Genomic DNA, 17,340 nt, shown 5'->3' on the forward strand with positions numbered 1-17,340 from the left:
AAGTCTCGCCGGTAGAGCGCCTTAAATTCTTACTGGATTATGTAATATATGTCCAGAGCAGCTATCGTACTCTCTTATGTTGATGGACAAAAAAACGAACCATCATGATGTATGTTAAACATCATAATGGTTCGTTTTTGATGATACTTAAAACATCTCTGTTAAAGCACCACGTGTTTTTCTATTAGTTTTGCATAATAAAGTCTTTTTCAGCTGATTCTTCTCCGTCAAATACGCGAACAATATCATAACCTGTTGTTCTTTGGGCAGGAATTTTTCCTGCTTCTCGAATCAAACGAAGGGTTAGATTTGTATTTACTTTATGTGTTGTGTTTGCTGCTGAGACCACATTCTCTTCCATCATTGTTGAACCAAAGTCGTTGCAACCAAAATGAAGTGATTGCTTGCCTACTTCTGGTCCCATTGTTACCCATGAAGACTGGAAGTTTGGAATGTTATCTAAAAAGATGCGAGAAATCGCTACATTTTTAAGATAATCTTCTTTAGTCAACTTCTTCAAACGTCTTAAGCCTGTGTTCTCAGGTTGAAGCAACCAGGAGATAAAAGCTGTAAAACATTCTGTTTCATCCTGTGCATCTCGTACTCTTTGCAAGTGAAGGGCACGTTCTTCAAAGGATTCTCCAAACCCGATAACCATTGTAGCTGAGCCAAACATGCCAACTTTTTTGCTAGCAGTCATTGCCTCCATCCACTGTTCCCATGTTACCTTCAAACGACTAACACGCAGTCTTGTTTCCTCAGTCAGAATCTCTGCACCACCACCAGGCATACTATCAAGACCAGCCTTATGTAGTTCAGCAAGAACTTCTTCAACTGTTAGGTCAGACACCTCGGCAATTTTCCAAATTTCAGCAGGAGAGAAAGAGTGCATCCAAATATCAGGGAAGCGTTCTTTAATTCCTTTTAAGAGATTCGTATAATAATCAAGCTTAAGATTTGGATTCGTACCACCTTGCATTAGAATCTCAGTTCCACCCACATCGAGGGTTTCTTGGATTTTCGAGTAAATAACTTCATCATCCAAGACATATCCTTCCTTAGAATTAGGAGGACGATAGAACGCACAAAAACTGCAATATGTATCACAGAAGTTTGTGTAGTTCACATTACGACCGATTACAAATGTTGTAACAGGCTCCGGGTGCCATTTTTTCATAATCGTATCTGCGGCTTTCCCCAAGCTTTTCAAGATCGTCACTTTCATATAATTTTACAGCGTCAGCCATGGAAATTCGTTCTCCACTCACCGCGCGTTCAAGTATTTCATCGACACTCATTTGATGTAACCCCCATCATCTTACAAGGATATTTTCATCGTATCATAGTTAGATAGAAACATCCAACTGACAAACTTACGCGTAAAAGGAGAGATTCCGTTAGCTTCTCCGGTTCTCTCCTTTTACCATAATTAACGATGTATAGTGTTTAATACGTTCCATAATTCGTAAAGCTTTTAACTCCTCTGTTCCACCTTTATCAGAGTAAGCTAGATGTCGTTCTAACTCATCGTAGTCGTAATTTGATGTGAACAAAGTTGGTAGCTTTTCAAGCATTCGGTGCTGCAAAATAGCTCCTAACACATCATCTCTAGTCCAACTAGATGTCGTTTCAGCACCAATATCATCTAAGATTAACACTTGCGCTTTTTTTACTGCATCGAGTTTACTTTGAAACGAGCCATCTCCAATTGATTGTCTCATCTCTCTAAAGAAATCAGGAGTAAAAATGATAAAGGTTTCAATTCCACGATCCTTTAATTCATTAGCAATCGCACCCATCAGATACGTTTTACCGACCCCAAACTTCCCGTAAAAGTAAAGACCACTTCCATCTTCACCCGGCTTCGCGTTCATTGCAAATTGCAAGGCTGCCCTGCTCGCTTCCATCCGTTCTGTTCCCGCATCGAGTTGCTCAAAACTAGCTGTGAGAATCTCTTTTGGAATGTAGAGCGACTGTATTAATCCCTGTTCCTGCTTCTGTTTTTCATCCTGAACCTTAAGATTACAGGCATGGTATTGTATTTCTATATGATTACGTTCAATAAAAAGCTCAGGCTGATAGCCTTGCATTAGATTTGGACATTTTTTTAGCCCAGGACAATGATCACAGTGCTCTCTTTCTTTTTTATACTCATAGAGCTTGGTGAGCCCACCGGTGATCATTTCATTTGTTACATCAGGGTGCTTATCTAAAAAACTTGTAATATAAGGACTCTCAAGCAAGGATTGCTTAGCTTGATCAAGACGCTTTTGCAATTCCGAATTTCCGTCCCACTGTGAAAGTGCTGTATTAATTCGTTCCATTTATTATAGACCTCCCTTCTGCTGTTTAGAACGTCTTAACTCCTCTAACATTTCCTCAAAGCTTTGTTTTGATTGATTCGATTCAGATTTAGCTTCTGAAGTAGAGGCAGTCTCAGCGGATGCCTGTGATTGTTTTTCATCAAGCAACCATTTTGGAAGCTTATCTCTTTTCTGATTCCGTTTTCCTTGACTTTTTTGATTGTTATTTGATGGTTGTTTCTGAGCTTCCGTTTTACTTTGTTGTTCTTTTAAGGCAAGTTGCATCGCCTCTCGCACAAGCTTCACTTTTTTTCTCGACCAGTGACCAGCGATCTTGTTGATTAGCGGTTTAGAAAGCTTCATATCATATTGCCATAATACATAATCGAGAAGTACGTTCGCAACACCCGGAAGCAACTGATAATCAAGGATTAGCCCTTCAACAATTTTAGCGTCAGCTTGGGCAACCTGTGCACCCTCAGACCTTAGTTCAAGTAGTCTTAACGGTGAAGTGTTCTCATAAAAAACAATCGTTTTTTCTTCATCTGTTGTCGCTTCTTTTTGAGTCATCGTTCGATGTTTAACCGGGTGAGTCTTAAGACCAAGGCCAGGTGGTGTTCCGCCATACTCAAGCCTATACCAGTCTTGAGCTTTTTTTCTTAGAATATCTATATCTACCTTTTCATCGTGCAGCACAGCCTGGGAGACTATTTTGCTCATCTCAAGAGGGTCAATTCGATAAACAAAAGCTAAGCGAATAATCGTTTTTTCGACTTCCTGAGAAATGGCCTGCTCCGGCACAATGAAACTAGATAGTGATTTTTTCATTAGGTCCAAATCAAAATCCTCAAAATAAAAACCTTGTTTGCTATCTCGAGAAAGAATTGTTTTATCCTCAGAATTTGATAGTGCCTCTCCAGTTTCCGAACGTAAATTAGAAACCATTTCAGAATGATGTAGGGACGTATATACTTCATCAAATGAATAGGTTAATTCATTGTACTCCGATAATGGGACAGAATCCACAGAAAAACGATTGCGCAATTCTCGATATTGACTTTTGCCCAATCGATTAAATAGATACACGCTAAGCACATCATTCTCAAAAAACTGCTTAGGAGTCATCGGTGGTTGGAGCTCATATAAATAAACACTCTCAGAACCGATCTTCTTTTTATAACTTTTCAGTAATCCAATGCCTTCTAGCTTCTTACGCTCTTCAAAAATCTGCGCTAGTGATAGTTCGGTCATCAGCATTAATTGTCGATGCGTTTGTTCAGAGCTTGTCCATTGATCTCTTTCTAGATGTGCCCAAAACGTTGTATAAAGTCCGTTAGCAATAGTTCCGATTAAGGGTTGGTATAGAAGGACCATCACTTTCTGATCCATATCCGTTAAATAATCAGCCGTTCTTACCGTATATCTGTCAACAGGAAGCAGCTCTTTCCAATGCCAGCTCAATATAGTGCCCCCCTTTGCTTGTAAATCTTGCTCATAGTGTATCATGTCTACTTTATTTCTGCGCCTTTTTTATCTGTAAAAAGAAGGAAATAGGAGCTTAATAGCGCATAGCGCTTAAGCTCCTATTTTAGCCTTTGTTCATGAGGTCTGTTAATTCTTTAATAAAAACATTAATATCCTTAAACTGCCTGTAAACAGAAGCAAACCGAACATATGCGACATCATCAATATCAGCTAATCGCTCCATTACTAGCTCGCCTACATCTTGACTAAGCATCTCGTTTTTACCTGATCCCCGTAAATCTCGTTCCACATTATTCACTAAGTTCTCTAATGTTTCGAGAGGGACTGGTCTTTTTTCACAGGCTCTAATAAGTCCTCTTAAGATCTTTTCCCGACTGAACTCTTGGCGCGTTCCGTCTTTTTTCACTACAATTAATGGAACCTCTTCCACCGTTTCGAAGGTTGTAAATCTATTTCCACACGATTCACATTCTCTTCTTCTCCGTATGGATCGAGCTTCATCACTTGGCCTTGAATCCAGTACTCTTGTACCATTAAAATGGCATGTTGGACATCGCATGTAATCATCTCCAACCTTACACAAGTCAAGTCTTCTTACTACCATTCATCATATAAAAAAAGACGGGTTCTGACAAGCGATTATAATAGTTCGTCGCCTAAGCCAGACCCAATAAAGGTTAATTGTTTATCTAATTTCGAATACATAGCCACGAGCATTTTCCGGCTTTTCCCAAAATCTGATGGCAATACTGTACTATGAGAGCAGGAGAAATCAACAGCCGTTTTAAAGGGTCTAACTGTGATAACAGATGCCACCAGTAAGAATTTCTGACCGGACACTTGTTCAATAATCATCTCTCCGCGTTCTCTTTCCGTGCGCTTAAGCTTATAACCAGACTCCTTTACGACAGCTTCAATACCTTCAATGATCTTGTCCTTATTGCCTTTATAATATCTAGTCTGAAGAGCTTCGATGCTGTGCTTCTCACCTGTCTCGGCATGGTTTCTAGTAAGAAAATGCCATGTATCCTTAAATCCCATGATTCGTCCCCTCTTTCTCTATCATCCTTAGTAAGCGTTATCATTATTATAATCTAAAAAAGCGAATCTGCCAAAAGACATATTCGCTTTCTTACATTTTCATGATTGGTTAGATTCTACAGCCACTTTCTGAGGCTTTACTGGTCCCATTCCTCTAGGTACCTCAATCACTTCACTAGAAGTTGAATGAAGTTCCTGGGCAATATAATTAGAAGCCAGGTGCGGATCCAAATCTCCACAGGTATACACATCTATACTTGCATAGCCATGCTCAGGAAAACTGTGAATAGTCAAATGTGACTCAGAAATAATAACCACTCCACTTACACCATGTGGTGCAAACTTGTGAAAGGCCACCTCTCTTACTTCAGCTCCTGCTTTTAACGCGGCATCAACAAAAACCTGCTCAATTAAGTCCATATTATTCAACTTTTCTACATTACAACCCCATAGTTCTGCAATTACATGCCGACCCATTGTGTCCATAAGTTGAATCCCCCTTTACAGTATTAATCATGCCTTTCCAAGCATGCAGCACCATCTATACACACGGGGGAAAGTTAGTCCGATGAGGTCCTAACCCTTTCTGTGTAGAGATCATACCTTGCCAACTCCTTCAGAGCTCACGAAAACTAGTATACTTGGTTTTTAAAATCATTGCAATAGAGTGTACAAGAAACTTGTCAAATGATGCGAAAGAATTGAAAAGTTCAGGTAACGTTTGGTGAATGATTCTTTTCAATATACATAATAAGAGTGGGGAATCTGAAGTCTTGTCGCTCCCTGGATGGAGGGCACGCTTTCCGCGGGAGGGCGTTGAACTAATCTGGCTTGGCGCCATCTTATTTCAACCTTGCCCTTTATTCGAGGCCACTGAAAAAGGGTTGATATGTAGTTAAGGGTTCCTTTAAAAATATAAAAACAGCCTGCCATTCCCTTTATTTTGGAAATGGCAGGCTGTTTTTATTTATCATACCGACCCTTTTGGGGTTATTTTTGCTCCATGACTTTCAGTATTCGTTTGAGATTGGCTGAGAAGATGGCCATCGCTCCTTGAATTTCCATCGCTAATAGACCCGAGGAATTCGCCGTTTTATACCCGTGTCTATGCTTTAGTTCACTATTTTTCGCTTCAATTTTGTATCGCGTTTTGGCTTTTTCTTTAAACGTTTCACTTTGCTCAAAAGCGAGATGTTCTTCATGTTCAGGAGAATGGATGGTGACAGAATATGTTTTGCTTTTGGCTCCCTGTTTATAACACCCTTCTTGGAAGGGACACGTCTTGCATTTCTCGATATCAAAATAATACTTCTGTCTTTGGTTTTTGCCTTGCTTCGTCGTTCCTTGTCTGTGTGTCAAAATAGCTAAATGGCCCGCTTTACATACATACATCCCCGCATCTTTATTAAACTCAAACTCTTCTTCCTTTGAGCGTGTCCCATGGGCAATGGATGGATTGGTTTTAGAAATTAATTCAATCTGATTTGCTTTCGCGTACAGGAGATGATCTTTTCCTGAATACGCCGCATCTCCGATGACGGATTCCACTGTCATCCCTGCGTCTACACTTTTTTCAATGAGTGTTCGAAGTTGCTTTGCGTCCGATTTTTCTCCTGTTGTGATGACCGCTGCGGTAATCACGCGTTCATCACTCATCGCTAGATGAGTTTTATAGCCAAAGAAAGACGTATCGGCACTTTTGTGACCCCTTCGGGCGTCTTGATCTTTCATGGATTGGAGGCGTTCGATATCATCGTTGACGGTTTCTTCTACTAGATTCAACGGCTCCGTCACCTTTGGATAGGCATGCAGGGTCGGATGTTGTTTGATCACACTCAAGAGGGTTTGCGTGTACACGAGTTCTTCATCTAAATCATTCTGAGTTGGCTTAGCTGGAAGTTTGACTTGATGGACTCATCGACAGAATAGACTGCTTTCCTCAAGTTTTTTGATCGTTCTCGCAGAATATCGATCGGCTTTTTCTGGTTATAACGTGCCTGGGTATGAGTAGAATCAACGATGATCGTTTTACTTTTAATGACGCCTTGTTCAACCGCTAGTTCGACTGTCTTTCCGATTAATAAATCAAGTACATTCAGATCCTTTAAACGCAATTTACGGAACTTCGTTAAGGAGCTTGAATCAATGACCTCTTCCTCAGGTGCCATGCCTAAGAAGTATTTATACGACATATCATATCTAGAACGCTCCACCAAGCTCCACATCTGATAATGGAAACATGCTTTTTAACAATAAATATTTAAACATTCGAATAGGGTCTATGGCTGAGCGACCGTGATCCACGTTATAATTCTGTACCAACTCATCATAAATAAAGGAAAAATCAATAAGATCATTCAGTTTCCGTAATGTATGATCTTTAGGAACGATGAGATCATATAGATCAGCATACGCACTGAGTTGGAGAGATTGTTGTTTTCGAATCATAGTCAGCCACCACTTTCATGTTAGATACACTTATCTTATCAAAAATGAAGAAGAATCTGAGGTAAAAAGAGAGAGGCAGACTAAAATGACGACTATACCTAAAAAAGAACGTTGCCATTTAGTTGATCAGAAGAATAGCGGAAGGAGAAACCGAAGACTCCTGCGGAACAGAACGAGTCTGAAGACATTGAAGGGGTGCCCTTCCACTTCAAGGGCTGAGGCCGTTCCCGCGGAAAGCGAAGGTTTCTCCTGGAGCGGTGCCCGTGAGCTTTTTTCTAACTGACTTTTTCAGTGGCCTCCCTTTATTCCCGCAGGAGTCGGCCTCCCCATCCCGTCCGCTTTGAGAGAGCGTCATATTTCTAATTAGTATAGAAAAATTATTTGTAGAATCTTAGTACAGGGATACAAAAAAAATCAGGTATATATTCACTCTTTAAAAACCTCATACAGTATGTACAAACGAATCAAGATGTGAAGAACCTTCAACATAACGAAGTGAATGAATAGCGTGCGAACAATTTGATTTAATTGATAAATTCACAGTAGAACTTCACTGATCTAGAAGTAATTCGATCATACTTACTATTCAACCTAAACTAGCATAGCATATACACGTAGTCACCAAGGATTTCAGCCTTGGTGAGGTTTCGTAGTACGTTACACAAAACGGCTCAACAGTCTCCCTCAGAACGTGAAGTGTACGTTCGAAGCGACAGTCGCACTCCTTTTTTTGATGACCAAAACCAGCTAAATCATTTCTGTCCCTGCTTCATAGGCAGCTTAATTCAGCTCGTCTGCTTAAAAGCCAAAAAACCTCTGAGAATTTTTTCATCAGAGGCTGATTTTAGTCCGAACTTATAGGCATAGTCTTCTTATTTGTCTTCTATACAGCTACTTCTTTTTTTAAACGGTCGGCTACATAGTTCATTAAGTCTACTACTCGGCATGAGTATCCCCATTCGTTATCATACCAGGCAAGAACCTTAACTTGACGATTTCCTTGTACACTAGTTGAGAGTCCATCAATAACTGATGATTGTTCTTCTCCATTAAAATCAATGGATACTAGGGGTTCATCTGTATAACCTAATATTCCTAATAGATCTGTTTTTGATGCTGTTTTAAACACTTGGTTTACTTCTTCAACCGTAACATCCTTTTTCAGCTGCACAACGAGGTCAACTAACGATACATTTGGCGTTGGTACACGTAATGCCATACCATGAAGTTTACCTTCAGCTGCGGCAAGACCTTTGATAATGCTTTTGCGGCACCCGTTGAAGTTGGGATGATCGATTGTCCACAGGACCTTGCGCGACGCAAGTCTTTATGAGGATTATCAATATTTTTTTGATCATTGGTGTATGAATGAACCGTTGTCATCATACCGCTTTCAATACCAAACGATTGATCAAGTACTTTAGCAACTGGCGCTAAGCAGTTTGTTGTGCAAGATGCATTTGAAATAATATGATGATTTTCGGGTTGATATTGGTCTTCATTTACCCCCATCACAATGGTAACGTCCTCATCTTTTCCCGGAGCCGTAATAATAACTTTTTTTGCTCCTGCTTGAAGGTGGTAACCTGCCGTTTCTTTTGATTTAAACTTGCCTGTTGCTTCAATGACTACATCTATATTTAGTTGATTCCACGGGAGTTCAAGTGGATCTCTTGTTTGAAACAACTTAATTTCTACATTATCTACCAACAAACGTCCGTCTCTCACTTCAACAGCAGCAGCAAATGGTCCATGTACACTATCATATTTGATTAAATGAGCAAGTGTTTCTACCGGATATGAAGCATTTATTGCGACAACATGTACCTTTTTATCAAGTATCGCCTTACGAAATACCATCCGTCCGATTCGTCCAAATCCATTAATAGCTACATTAGGTTTCATATCGTATCCCTACTCCCTTAAAGTGTTATACTTAAACTTCGTTAATTTAGATAAAGTATAACACATATAAAATGATTAGGAGCACTTTTCTTGAAATTCATAAAAAAACCTACTGAAATCAGCTATACACTGATTTCAGTAGGTTATTGTCGTACATTCCAATTTTTAAAAATGTGATGTAATTGACGTTCAGTCTCTTCTTTAGAACCATGATTTCGAATGATCTCATCTGCTCGTTCTACTTTCTCATCAATCGCTATCTGTGCATTCATTCGAGATCGGGCTTGTTCTACTCCATTTTTGTCTCGAGTCACTAGTCTTTCAAGTTGAATATCCGGTTGAACATAAACGAGTAACACTTTATCCACAAGATGGAATAGATTGCTCTCATATAATAGCGGGATATCAAGAACAACGTGCTTATGCCCTTCCTGCTGATAAGCTTTTGCTTTTGAGAGGAGCTGCTCTCGTACAACAGGATGAACGATTGCATTTAACTTCTTTCTTTGACCTTCATCCGAAAAAATTCTATCGCCTAATAAAGAACGATTAATTGAGCCGTCTTCTTGAAGAATGTCTTCACCAAAAGTAGACACAACCTGGTCAAATGCAGCTCCACCAACCTGCATGACTTCTTTGGCAATGACATCGGCATCTACAACAGGCACTCCTGCTTGTTTTATCATGTTAGCAACAGTGGATTTTCCTGTCGCGATTCCGCCGGTTAAACCAATGATCATATAGCCCTCCTTATATTTTCCACAAACCAAGGATAATCAAAATTAAGCCCGGGATAAAAGACAATCGGTTCATCCATGAAACACTCGAGAACCTGAATCCGCTTTTCATACCAAGCAGTAGAAATAATCCACTCATAAAGGCAACACATACGGCCAATAACCATGGTGCATAACCAAGCAATGCTGCACCAACTCCTGCTCCAAATGCATCTAATGACAAAGCAGCACCAAGTAAAAAAGCTTCTCTGCCTGTAATTGTACCGGATTTGTCCATGTCCGCCTTTAGAGGTTCTCTTAGCACATGGATAACAAAGCCAAAAATCCGTAATTGAAAGCTAATAGGATTTTCTTTTTTTGCTCGTTTGGGTTTTGATTTCTTTTTAGGTGGTGCATACACCTGCCAAAGTGTAAACAGTCCAATCAAAATAAGTAGAACAGCTCCAGCTGCCTCAGCAATATCAGCAGACAAATAGATAAAAATCGTTTTTCCAAGAGCCATTGCAAGCAAAATTGAGGCTCCTGAACAACACGCAATAAACAGAAGTGACAGAAAGGGAATCTTCATTTTTCGTAAGCCATAAGTCATGCCAACCCCATAGCTGTCAAGACTGAGTGCAAATGCAAGCATCAGTAGCGTAAGTATACCCGTCATGAATATAAGCTCCTTCCTAGGCGTTTCATTTTCAGCATATGAAAGGAGCTTATTTAATGTACCTTATGCCCTAGGCTTGGCAGGTTGGACAATAATGAGTACCACGTCCACCAACTACAATTCGCACAATCGTATCATTACATTGTTTACATGGCTCATTTTTCCGACCATACACCTCAAGCGTCTGTTGAAACATTCCCATTTCACCTTGACCGTTGACGTATGATTTAACAGAACTACCTCCAAGCTTCACAGCTTGTGACAAGGTTTCGACAATTTTAGAGTGAAGTAGTGTGTATTCATTCTCTGATAGAGAGTTCGCTAAGCGTTCAGGGTGAATCTTTGATCGGAATAAAGCTTCATCCACATAGATATTGCCTAAACCAACCACTGTTTTTTGATCAAGAAGAAACGGTTTTATTTTCCTTGTCGTTCGTTTACTGGCTTCCTTAAGTAGTTCCACTGTAAAGTTTCCAGAAAATGGCTCAACCCCTAATTGCAATAGAGGCATATCCTCTTCTTCTTTTCCCTTTTCAAAAAGGTGCATGGTCCCAAACTTTCGTACATCCTGATAACGAAGCTCCAAACCATCAGAGAACAGAAACGTAACATGTGTATGAGGAACAGGAGCATCCTCCTGCTTATACACGCCATACCTGCCCTCCATGCGAAGATGAGAGACCATCACAATGTCATCCATCTCAAACAAAAGGAACTTCCCTCTTCGTTTCATAGACCGAATCGTCTGTCCTTTTAATTCTGTTGTAAATTCCACCGTATCAGCTGGACGTTTGATGATATTTGACCACGCAATCTCTACAGACTCGATTGTTTTACCAATAACTAATTCCTCAAGCGTCCGTCTAACTGTTTCTACCTCTGGTAATTCTGGCATTCTCTATTACGCATCCTTTGCTATTTGTTCTATTTTGCTTCGTACCATGTTTCCCCAACTGAAACATCCGCTTTTAACGGCACCACTAGCTCAAGTGCTGATTCCATAACTTCCGGAACAATTCTATTCATGATCTCTAGCTCATCTTCAGGCACTTCAAAAATCAATTCATCGTGTACCTGTAACAGCATTCTGCTCTTTAATTGTTCGTTCTCCAAACGCTCAGCCATATCAATCATTGCTTTTTTAATAATGTCTGCGGCTGTACCTTGAATTGGTGTATTCATGGCTGTACGTTCAGCAAAGCTTCTAAGATTAAAGTTACGGCTAGTGAGCTCTGGAAGATAGCGTCTCCGCTGCATTAAGGTTGAGACAAAACCAAGCCTCGCGTGCCTCCTCTACAACATCATGCATGTACGCTTTCACATTTGGATAGCTTTCTAAATAACGTTCAATAAATTCCGCTGCTTCCTTACGTGTAATGTCTAAGCTTTGAGACAAACCATAATCACTAATGCCATAGACAATTCCGAAATTAACCGCTTTGGAACTTCTACGCATATTAGATGTGACCTCAGTTTCCTTCACATGAAAAACATCCATCGCTGTTTTTGTATGAATATCCATGTCATTTTTAAACGCCTCTATTAAGCCCTTATCTCCTGAAATATGGGCTAATACTCGTAATTCAATTTGAGAATAATCAGCTGCAAGAATCGACCACCCAGGCTCAGAAGGAACAAATGCTTTGCGAATGGTACGTCCTTCCTCTAAACGGATCGGGATATTTTGTAGGTTGGGATCCGTTGAGCTTAACCTACCCGTTTGAGTTAATGCTTGATTATAACGTGTGTGAATACGCCCAGTACTCTCATCTACTACTTTTAATAACCCTTCGATATAAGTAGAGAAAAGTTTACCCAACTGACGATAGAGTAGTATATGCTCAATAATTTCATGTTTACCTGCTAATTTCTCTAACACATCAGCAGAGGTGGAGTAGCCTGTTTTTGTCTTTTTTACAGGTGGTAAGCCTAATGTTTCAAACAAGATCTCTCCAAGCTGCTTAGGCGAATTAATATTAAAGCTTGTCCCTGCCAATTCATGTATTTTTTGTTCCAGTGTCTTTAATCGTTCAGATAGATCTTCGCCCATTTTTTCAAGCTGAGACTTGTCGACTTTTATTCCCGTTGTTTCCATACGTCCTAGAACAACAGATAATGGCATTTCTAAATCATAAAAAAGAGAAGATTGGTTATTTGCTTCTAGCTCTTTTTCAAGATCCGCTTTTAACTCGAATACTGCAGATGCTTTTCGACCCAAGTGATCACTTAAGACGTCCTGATCAGGAATACGTTGTTTCGCCCCTTTTCCATAAACAGTTTCATCATCTTCAACAATCGATAGTCCTTTTCGATTAGCAATATCACTAATACCGTGCGATGACACGGATGGATCAAGTAGATAAGAGGCAATCAGCAAGTCAAATTCAATTCCGTCAAGCTCGATATCCTGCCAACCTAAAGCAACAACTGTTCGTTTGGCATCAAATACCCACTTTTTCTTTGACTCATCCTTTGCCCACTCAACAAATAACTCCGATTCAATCGCTTGGTTTTGTTGGAATAAAAAACGTTCCGTGTTCATTTGTCACAGCAAATCCTTCAATTGGTGCATGGTGATAATGCTCGCCTAACACCTCTGCTACAATCGCTGATGGACTGGACAAATGCTTATCTGTAATGGTTTCAACAATTTCTATATCTAGTTTACTTAATTCTTCTGTTTTTGTTTCTCCATGTTCATCTGGAAGACGATTTAGTAAAGAAGAAAAATCGAGATCTTTAAAGAATGAACTCACCTTGTGGACATCAAACTCACCAAAAGCCAAATCCTCAATTTGTAGATCAACAGGTACTTCTGTATAAATCGTTGCTAATGTCTTACTTAAAAGTGCCTGGTCGTGATGTTCAACAAGTCGTTCCTTCATCTTTTTACCCGATATTTGCTCAACAGATTCAAGAACTGTTTCGACCGAACCAAATTCTTTTAGCAGTTTTAATGCTGTTTTTTCACCGATTCCAGGTACACCAGGAATATTATCTGATGTATCGCCCATTAGTCCTTTTAAGTCAATGATTTGCTTAGCAGAAATTCCATACTTCTCGTCGATCGCATCAAGATCATAACGATCCATGTTGGTGATTCCTTTTTTAGTTAAATACACTTCTACTTGCTTTGTGACAAGCTGAAGTAAGTCTTTATCTCCAGAAATAACCTTTACTTGCCAGCCTTCTTTTTCTGCACGACCTGCAAGTGTACCAATAATATCATCAGCCTCATAATCAGTTGCTTCATAGCGCTTAATTCCATATGTATCAAGAAGTTCCCTGATAAACGGAAGCTGTTCTGATAACTCTGGTGGTGTTTTTTGTCTTGTTCCTTTGTATTCTGAATAGGTCTTATGACGGAAAGTAGATTTCCCAGCATCAAAAGCAACTAAAATATGTGTTGGCTTGTCATCTTCAAGTATTTTAAGCAGCATGGTAGTGAAGCCATACACTGCGTTTGTGTAAATTCCTTTATCATTAGATAAAAGCGGCAACGCAAAAAACGCTCGATAAGCGATACTGTTACCGTCGATTAAGATCAATTTTTTCATATATTATCCGCCTCATTTCTCTTTCAATCCTTGCCTTAATTGTACCATAGGCATACTTAAATAGAAAAAATGCTGAAAATGTGCACAAAAAAAGAGGACGGAAGCATAAGGGGGAGCTTCCGTCCTTCAAGGGGGTGAACAATATCATCCAGTCAGGGTTAGTTGGGACCGGATGTATCATTCGTGGTAGACCGTTCACTTATTGAGTATAAGGATAAGCTGTAAAACGGTCATAAAGCCCTTGTAAATGTTTTGTAAAGATTAAAAGATCTCATCTATCTGTTCTTTTGGAAATACTAGTGTAAACGTGGTCCCCTCACCCTGCTTACTTTGAACATGAATACTTGCGTGATGGGCTTCTGCCAAGTGTTTAACAATTGCCAGTCCTAAACCAGTTCCTCCTGAGTTACGGCTACGAGCTCTGTCAACTCGATAAAAGCGTTCAAACACTCTAGGAATTTCATTTTCTTCTATACCAATCCCAGTGTCTGTTACTTTTAACTCAACTGTTGATTGATTGCCTTTAACCATCACTTCTATCTTGCCACTTGCAGGTGTATACGTGATGGCATTATTAATAATATTTATGAGGATCTGCTTCATTCTCTCAGGATCCCCTTGCATCGTTGAATCTCCAGACGAAGCAAGTGTCAAGTTAATCTCCTTTGTACTTGCCTTGTCATTTAACATCGTAACGACTTCATCTGCTATTTGAACCAACGTCATTTCCGCCCAATGCACTTGAAAATAGGAACGTTCAATTTTTGATAGTTCAAGTAAATCGTGAATTAAGCTTTGCAGACGCTCGCTTTCTTTTAAAATGATTTTCAAAAACTTCTCACGCAGTTTTTCCTCATCCATTGCTCCATCCAACAATGTTTCTGAGAATCCCTTAATAGATGTAATTGGTGTTTTTAATTCATGCGAGACATTAGCAACAAAGTCTTTTCGTACTTGTTCCAACTTTTTCTGTTCAGTTATGTCATGTAAAACTAATGTCATGCCTCTTATTTTTCCAGATGCATCTAACACAGGTGCTCCGTAGACATCGTACACTTTAGACATATAGGCTTCACCAATGGTCAACTGGTCTCGTTGTTTGGTTTCTGTAATAAAAACAGATTGAATAAATTGCACTAAACCAGGCTCTTCCATCACATCATGATACAGCCTATTTAACCAAGACTGATCCTCCACCTGAAAAATGAGTCTACTCGCCTTATTCATCACAGAGATGTCTCCACGTACATTGATGAGAAGTAACCCACTTCCCATATTTTCAATCAGTGTCTCCATTCTCTCCTGCTGCGCTTGATGCCGTTTTGAGATATAGTCTAAATTATACGCAAGCATATTAAGCGATCGACTTAGCTGACCAATTTCCGCATGCTGATTCTCAAATGTCCTTGCAGAATAGTCCCCTTTAGCTAAACGTTTTGCTACTTTTACCGCTTCGTCAATTGGCCTCATCATCTCTTTTGTTACTCTAAATGTTAAAAGGGATATCACAACAACAGCCACAAAAAAACTTGCAGCAATAATAATCCAAATTGTCTGATCAACAGCTTGAAGGCTTGTCATTGGTAGACCCAAACGAAAATACCCAATAATCTGATCATCTGTATCTGTTATGGGTACAGCATAATACAACAGCTCTTGTCCTAATGTCTCGCTATACCGAATCTCATAGCCATCATCATTCGAATCTGCTGAGCGAATTTCTGGTCTATCCAAATGATTATCCAACGGTTGATCCGTTTCGGCAGATTCTCCTAATACTTGACCGTCTAGGTCCAAAATTGTTACTCGAGCAAGGATTCGTCCGCTAATGGTTTCGGCTAATTCATCCATTTCAGTTGGCGCTGTATCTGGATCTAACGCAGCTCTTGTGCCATATATGATCCGAGTCTCGCTTCACTTTCTAGCCTTTCACTAACGGTTTTTAGATGAAAGTCTTTGTACCAGTGCCCAATTGTTAAACCAAGACCAGACATGACTAACAGTGTAATAAGCGTAATCACACTAATAAAACGAAAACGCAGTTTATGCATCTAACAACGGCTCTTCCATTTTATAACCTAATCCTCGTATCGTTTTAATATATACAGGTTTTTTTGTATTTGGCTCGATCTTCTCACGTAAATGGCTAATATGCACATCCACAATACGAGTATCCCCTACGAACTCATAATCCCAAACAGCATTTAGCAATTGATCTCGAGTGAGCACTCTACCTTTATGATTAGCTAAATATAAAAGAAGTTCAAATTCTTTAGGTGTAAGTGATAACGCCTGACCCTGACAGTTCACTTCATAATTCTCAGGGAAGATATCAACTTCACCGATGCGGATCATTTCTGATACATCATCAGTTGATTGAGCATTCAGAGCTGATTGAGCCGCTCTGCGCAAAATAGCACGGACTCTGGCAACAACCTCTCTTGGACTGAATGGTTTGGTCATGTAATCATCTGCACCTAGTTCAAGTCCTAATACTTTATCAAACTCATCATCTTTAGCAGTAAGCATTAGAATTGGAGTCTGGACCTTACTAATTCTTAATTGTTTACACACATCAATGCCATCCATCTCAGGAAGCATTAAGTCAAGTACGATCAGATCGAATGTGTTTTGTTTAGCAAGCTCTAATCCTGCTGCACCATCACTTGCTGTCTCAACTTCATAGCCAGCCTGTTCGAGATTAAATTGGAGCAAAGTCACAATGGATTCTTCATCATCTACTACTAATAGTCGTTTTCCCATAAAGGATGCCCTACACTCCTAACAATTAGATTGAACGGTCTTTTCTCTGTTTACATGTAGTATAACAAACTTTATATAAAAACTTGTGATAATCTTTACAGAATAAAATTATTAAAAGTCTTTACAGGTTTTAAAGGTTTGTCCTTCGGCTTCGCTCCCAGGATGAAAGGGGACGCTTTCCGTAGGCGGGCGTGGAACTAACCGGCTTTGCCGGTGGATTTCCACCTGCCCTCTCCTCCTGCTGGAGTCGTCCCTTCCATCCTGTCCGCTAGTATAAGTAGTTTATTCAGTTTAGATGCTATCTAGAAAATAAGATCAATTGAATTTAAAATCATAGCACCTTACCAACGAAAATCGTACTTTACCCGCTCTTGCCCCTCCTTTCCTGAAGGTATGCCACACTTAGCCGAAGCAGCATCCTCGCGACGCATAAATAAAAAAACCGA

The 17,340-nt window shown here is 39.7% G+C and carries 11 protein-coding genes and 4 pseudogenes; all 15 read right to left on the reverse strand.

Annotation, left to right across the window (positions count from 1 at the left end; translation table 11 throughout):
• Window positions 1-184: 184 nt before the first annotated feature.
• Window positions 185-1,298 (reverse strand): annotated as a pseudogene (mqnC, locus tag NDM98_RS06955) (cyclic dehypoxanthinyl futalosine synthase).
• Between the two features lie 99 nt (window positions 1,299-1,397).
• Window positions 1,398-2,324 carry a primosomal protein DnaI gene (gene dnaI, locus NDM98_RS06960; RefSeq protein ID WP_251605705.1) on the reverse strand — a complete coding sequence of 309 codons (927 nt, stop codon included), beginning with the start codon at window positions 2,322-2,324 and terminating at the stop codon, window positions 1,398-1,400.
• A 3-nt stretch (window positions 2,325-2,327) separates the two neighbouring features.
• Window positions 2,328-3,764 carry a replication initiation and membrane attachment family protein gene (locus NDM98_RS06965; RefSeq protein ID WP_251605707.1) on the reverse strand — a complete coding sequence of 479 codons (1,437 nt, stop codon included), beginning with the start codon at window positions 3,762-3,764 and terminating at the stop codon, window positions 2,328-2,330.
• Window positions 3,765-3,891: 127 nt separating this feature from the next.
• Window positions 3,892-4,347 (reverse strand): transcriptional regulator NrdR, encoded by a 456-nt coding sequence (gene nrdR / locus NDM98_RS06970; RefSeq protein ID WP_251605709.1) that lies wholly within the window; start codon window positions 4,345-4,347, stop codon window positions 3,892-3,894.
• Between the two features lie 80 nt (window positions 4,348-4,427).
• Window positions 4,428-4,829, reverse strand: a complete 402-nt coding sequence (locus NDM98_RS06975; RefSeq protein WP_251605712.1) for a DUF1499 domain-containing protein — start codon at window positions 4,827-4,829, stop codon at window positions 4,428-4,430.
• A 99-nt stretch (window positions 4,830-4,928) separates the two neighbouring features.
• On the reverse strand, window positions 4,929-5,315 hold the full coding sequence (speD, locus tag NDM98_RS06980) for an adenosylmethionine decarboxylase (RefSeq protein WP_285803893.1): 387 nt from the start codon (window positions 5,313-5,315) through the stop codon (window positions 4,929-4,931).
• Between the two features lie 504 nt (window positions 5,316-5,819).
• Window positions 5,820-7,277, reverse strand: a pseudogene (locus NDM98_RS06985) (IS1182 family transposase).
• Window positions 7,278-8,160: 883 nt separating this feature from the next.
• Window positions 8,161-9,182, reverse strand: a pseudogene (locus tag NDM98_RS06990) (glyceraldehyde-3-phosphate dehydrogenase).
• A gap of 143 nt (window positions 9,183-9,325) precedes the next feature.
• Window positions 9,326-9,922 carry a dephospho-CoA kinase gene (gene coaE / locus NDM98_RS06995; RefSeq protein WP_251605715.1) on the reverse strand — a complete coding sequence of 199 codons (597 nt, stop codon included), beginning with the start codon at window positions 9,920-9,922 and terminating at the stop codon, window positions 9,326-9,328.
• A gap of 10 nt (window positions 9,923-9,932) precedes the next feature.
• A complete protein-coding gene (gene ytaF, locus NDM98_RS07000; RefSeq protein ID WP_251605718.1) occupies window positions 9,933-10,574 on the reverse strand; it encodes a sporulation membrane protein YtaF in 642 nt (213 codons plus the stop codon).
• Between the two features lie 70 nt (window positions 10,575-10,644).
• Window positions 10,645-11,469 carry a DNA-formamidopyrimidine glycosylase gene (gene mutM, locus NDM98_RS07005; protein WP_251605722.1) on the reverse strand — a complete coding sequence of 275 codons (825 nt, stop codon included), beginning with the start codon at window positions 11,467-11,469 and terminating at the stop codon, window positions 10,645-10,647.
• Window positions 11,470-11,498: 29 nt separating this feature from the next.
• Window positions 11,499-14,131: pseudogene (gene polA, locus NDM98_RS07010) on the reverse strand (DNA polymerase I).
• A 261-nt stretch (window positions 14,132-14,392) separates the two neighbouring features.
• The gene (gene pnpS / locus NDM98_RS07015; RefSeq protein ID WP_251605725.1) at window positions 14,393-15,982 is read right to left on the reverse strand and encodes a two-component system histidine kinase PnpS; all 1,590 of its coding nucleotides are present in this window, start codon (window positions 15,980-15,982) and stop codon (window positions 14,393-14,395) included.
• 23 nt (window positions 15,983-16,005) lie between these two features.
• Entirely contained in the window at window positions 16,006-16,182 is a 177-nt protein-coding gene (locus tag NDM98_RS07020; protein WP_251605727.1) for a hypothetical protein, read from the reverse strand.
• A complete protein-coding gene (locus NDM98_RS07025) occupies window positions 16,175-16,894 on the reverse strand; it encodes a response regulator transcription factor (RefSeq protein WP_251605729.1) in 720 nt (239 codons plus the stop codon). Before NDM98_RS07025 ends, NDM98_RS07020 begins: the two co-directional genes overlap by 8 nt.
• Window positions 16,895-17,340 lie beyond the last annotated feature (446 nt).

This window comes from Alkalicoccobacillus plakortidis, from assembly GCF_023703085.1.
In the GTDB taxonomy this organism is placed as follows: Bacteria; Bacillota; Bacilli; order Bacillales; family Bacillaceae_D; genus Alkalicoccobacillus; species Alkalicoccobacillus plakortidis.

Bases quoted from the DNA above. Each gene is read 5' to 3' on its own strand.
- coaE (WP_251605715.1), bottom strand. From the start codon at position 9,922: ATGATCATTGGTTTAACCGGCGGAATCGCGACAGGAAAATCCACTGTT.
- ytaF (WP_251605718.1), bottom strand. From the start codon at position 10,574: ATGACGGGTATACTTACGCTACTGATGCTTGCATTTGCACTCAGTCTT.
- mutM (WP_251605722.1), bottom strand. From the start codon at position 11,469: ATGCCAGAATTACCAGAGGTAGAAACAGTTAGACGGACGCTTGAGGAA.
- NDM98_RS07020 (WP_251605727.1), bottom strand. From the start codon at position 16,182: ATGCATAAACTGCGTTTTCGTTTTATTAGTGTGATTACGCTTATTACA.
- dnaI (WP_251605705.1), bottom strand. From the start codon at position 2,324: ATGGAACGAATTAATACAGCACTTTCACAGTGGGACGGAAATTCGGAA.
- nrdR (WP_251605709.1), bottom strand. From the start codon at position 4,347: ATGCGATGTCCAACATGCCATTTTAATGGTACAAGAGTACTGGATTCA.
- NDM98_RS07025 (WP_251605729.1), bottom strand. From the start codon at position 16,894: ATGGGAAAACGACTATTAGTAGTAGATGATGAAGAATCCATTGTGACT.
- speD (WP_285803893.1), bottom strand. From the start codon at position 5,315: ATGGACACAATGGGTCGGCATGTAATTGCAGAACTATGGGGTTGTAAT.
- NDM98_RS06975 (WP_251605712.1), bottom strand. From the start codon at position 4,829: ATGGGATTTAAGGATACATGGCATTTTCTTACTAGAAACCATGCCGAG.
- pnpS (WP_251605725.1), bottom strand. From the start codon at position 15,982: ATGGATGAATTAGCCGAAACCATTAGCGGACGAATCCTTGCTCGAGTA.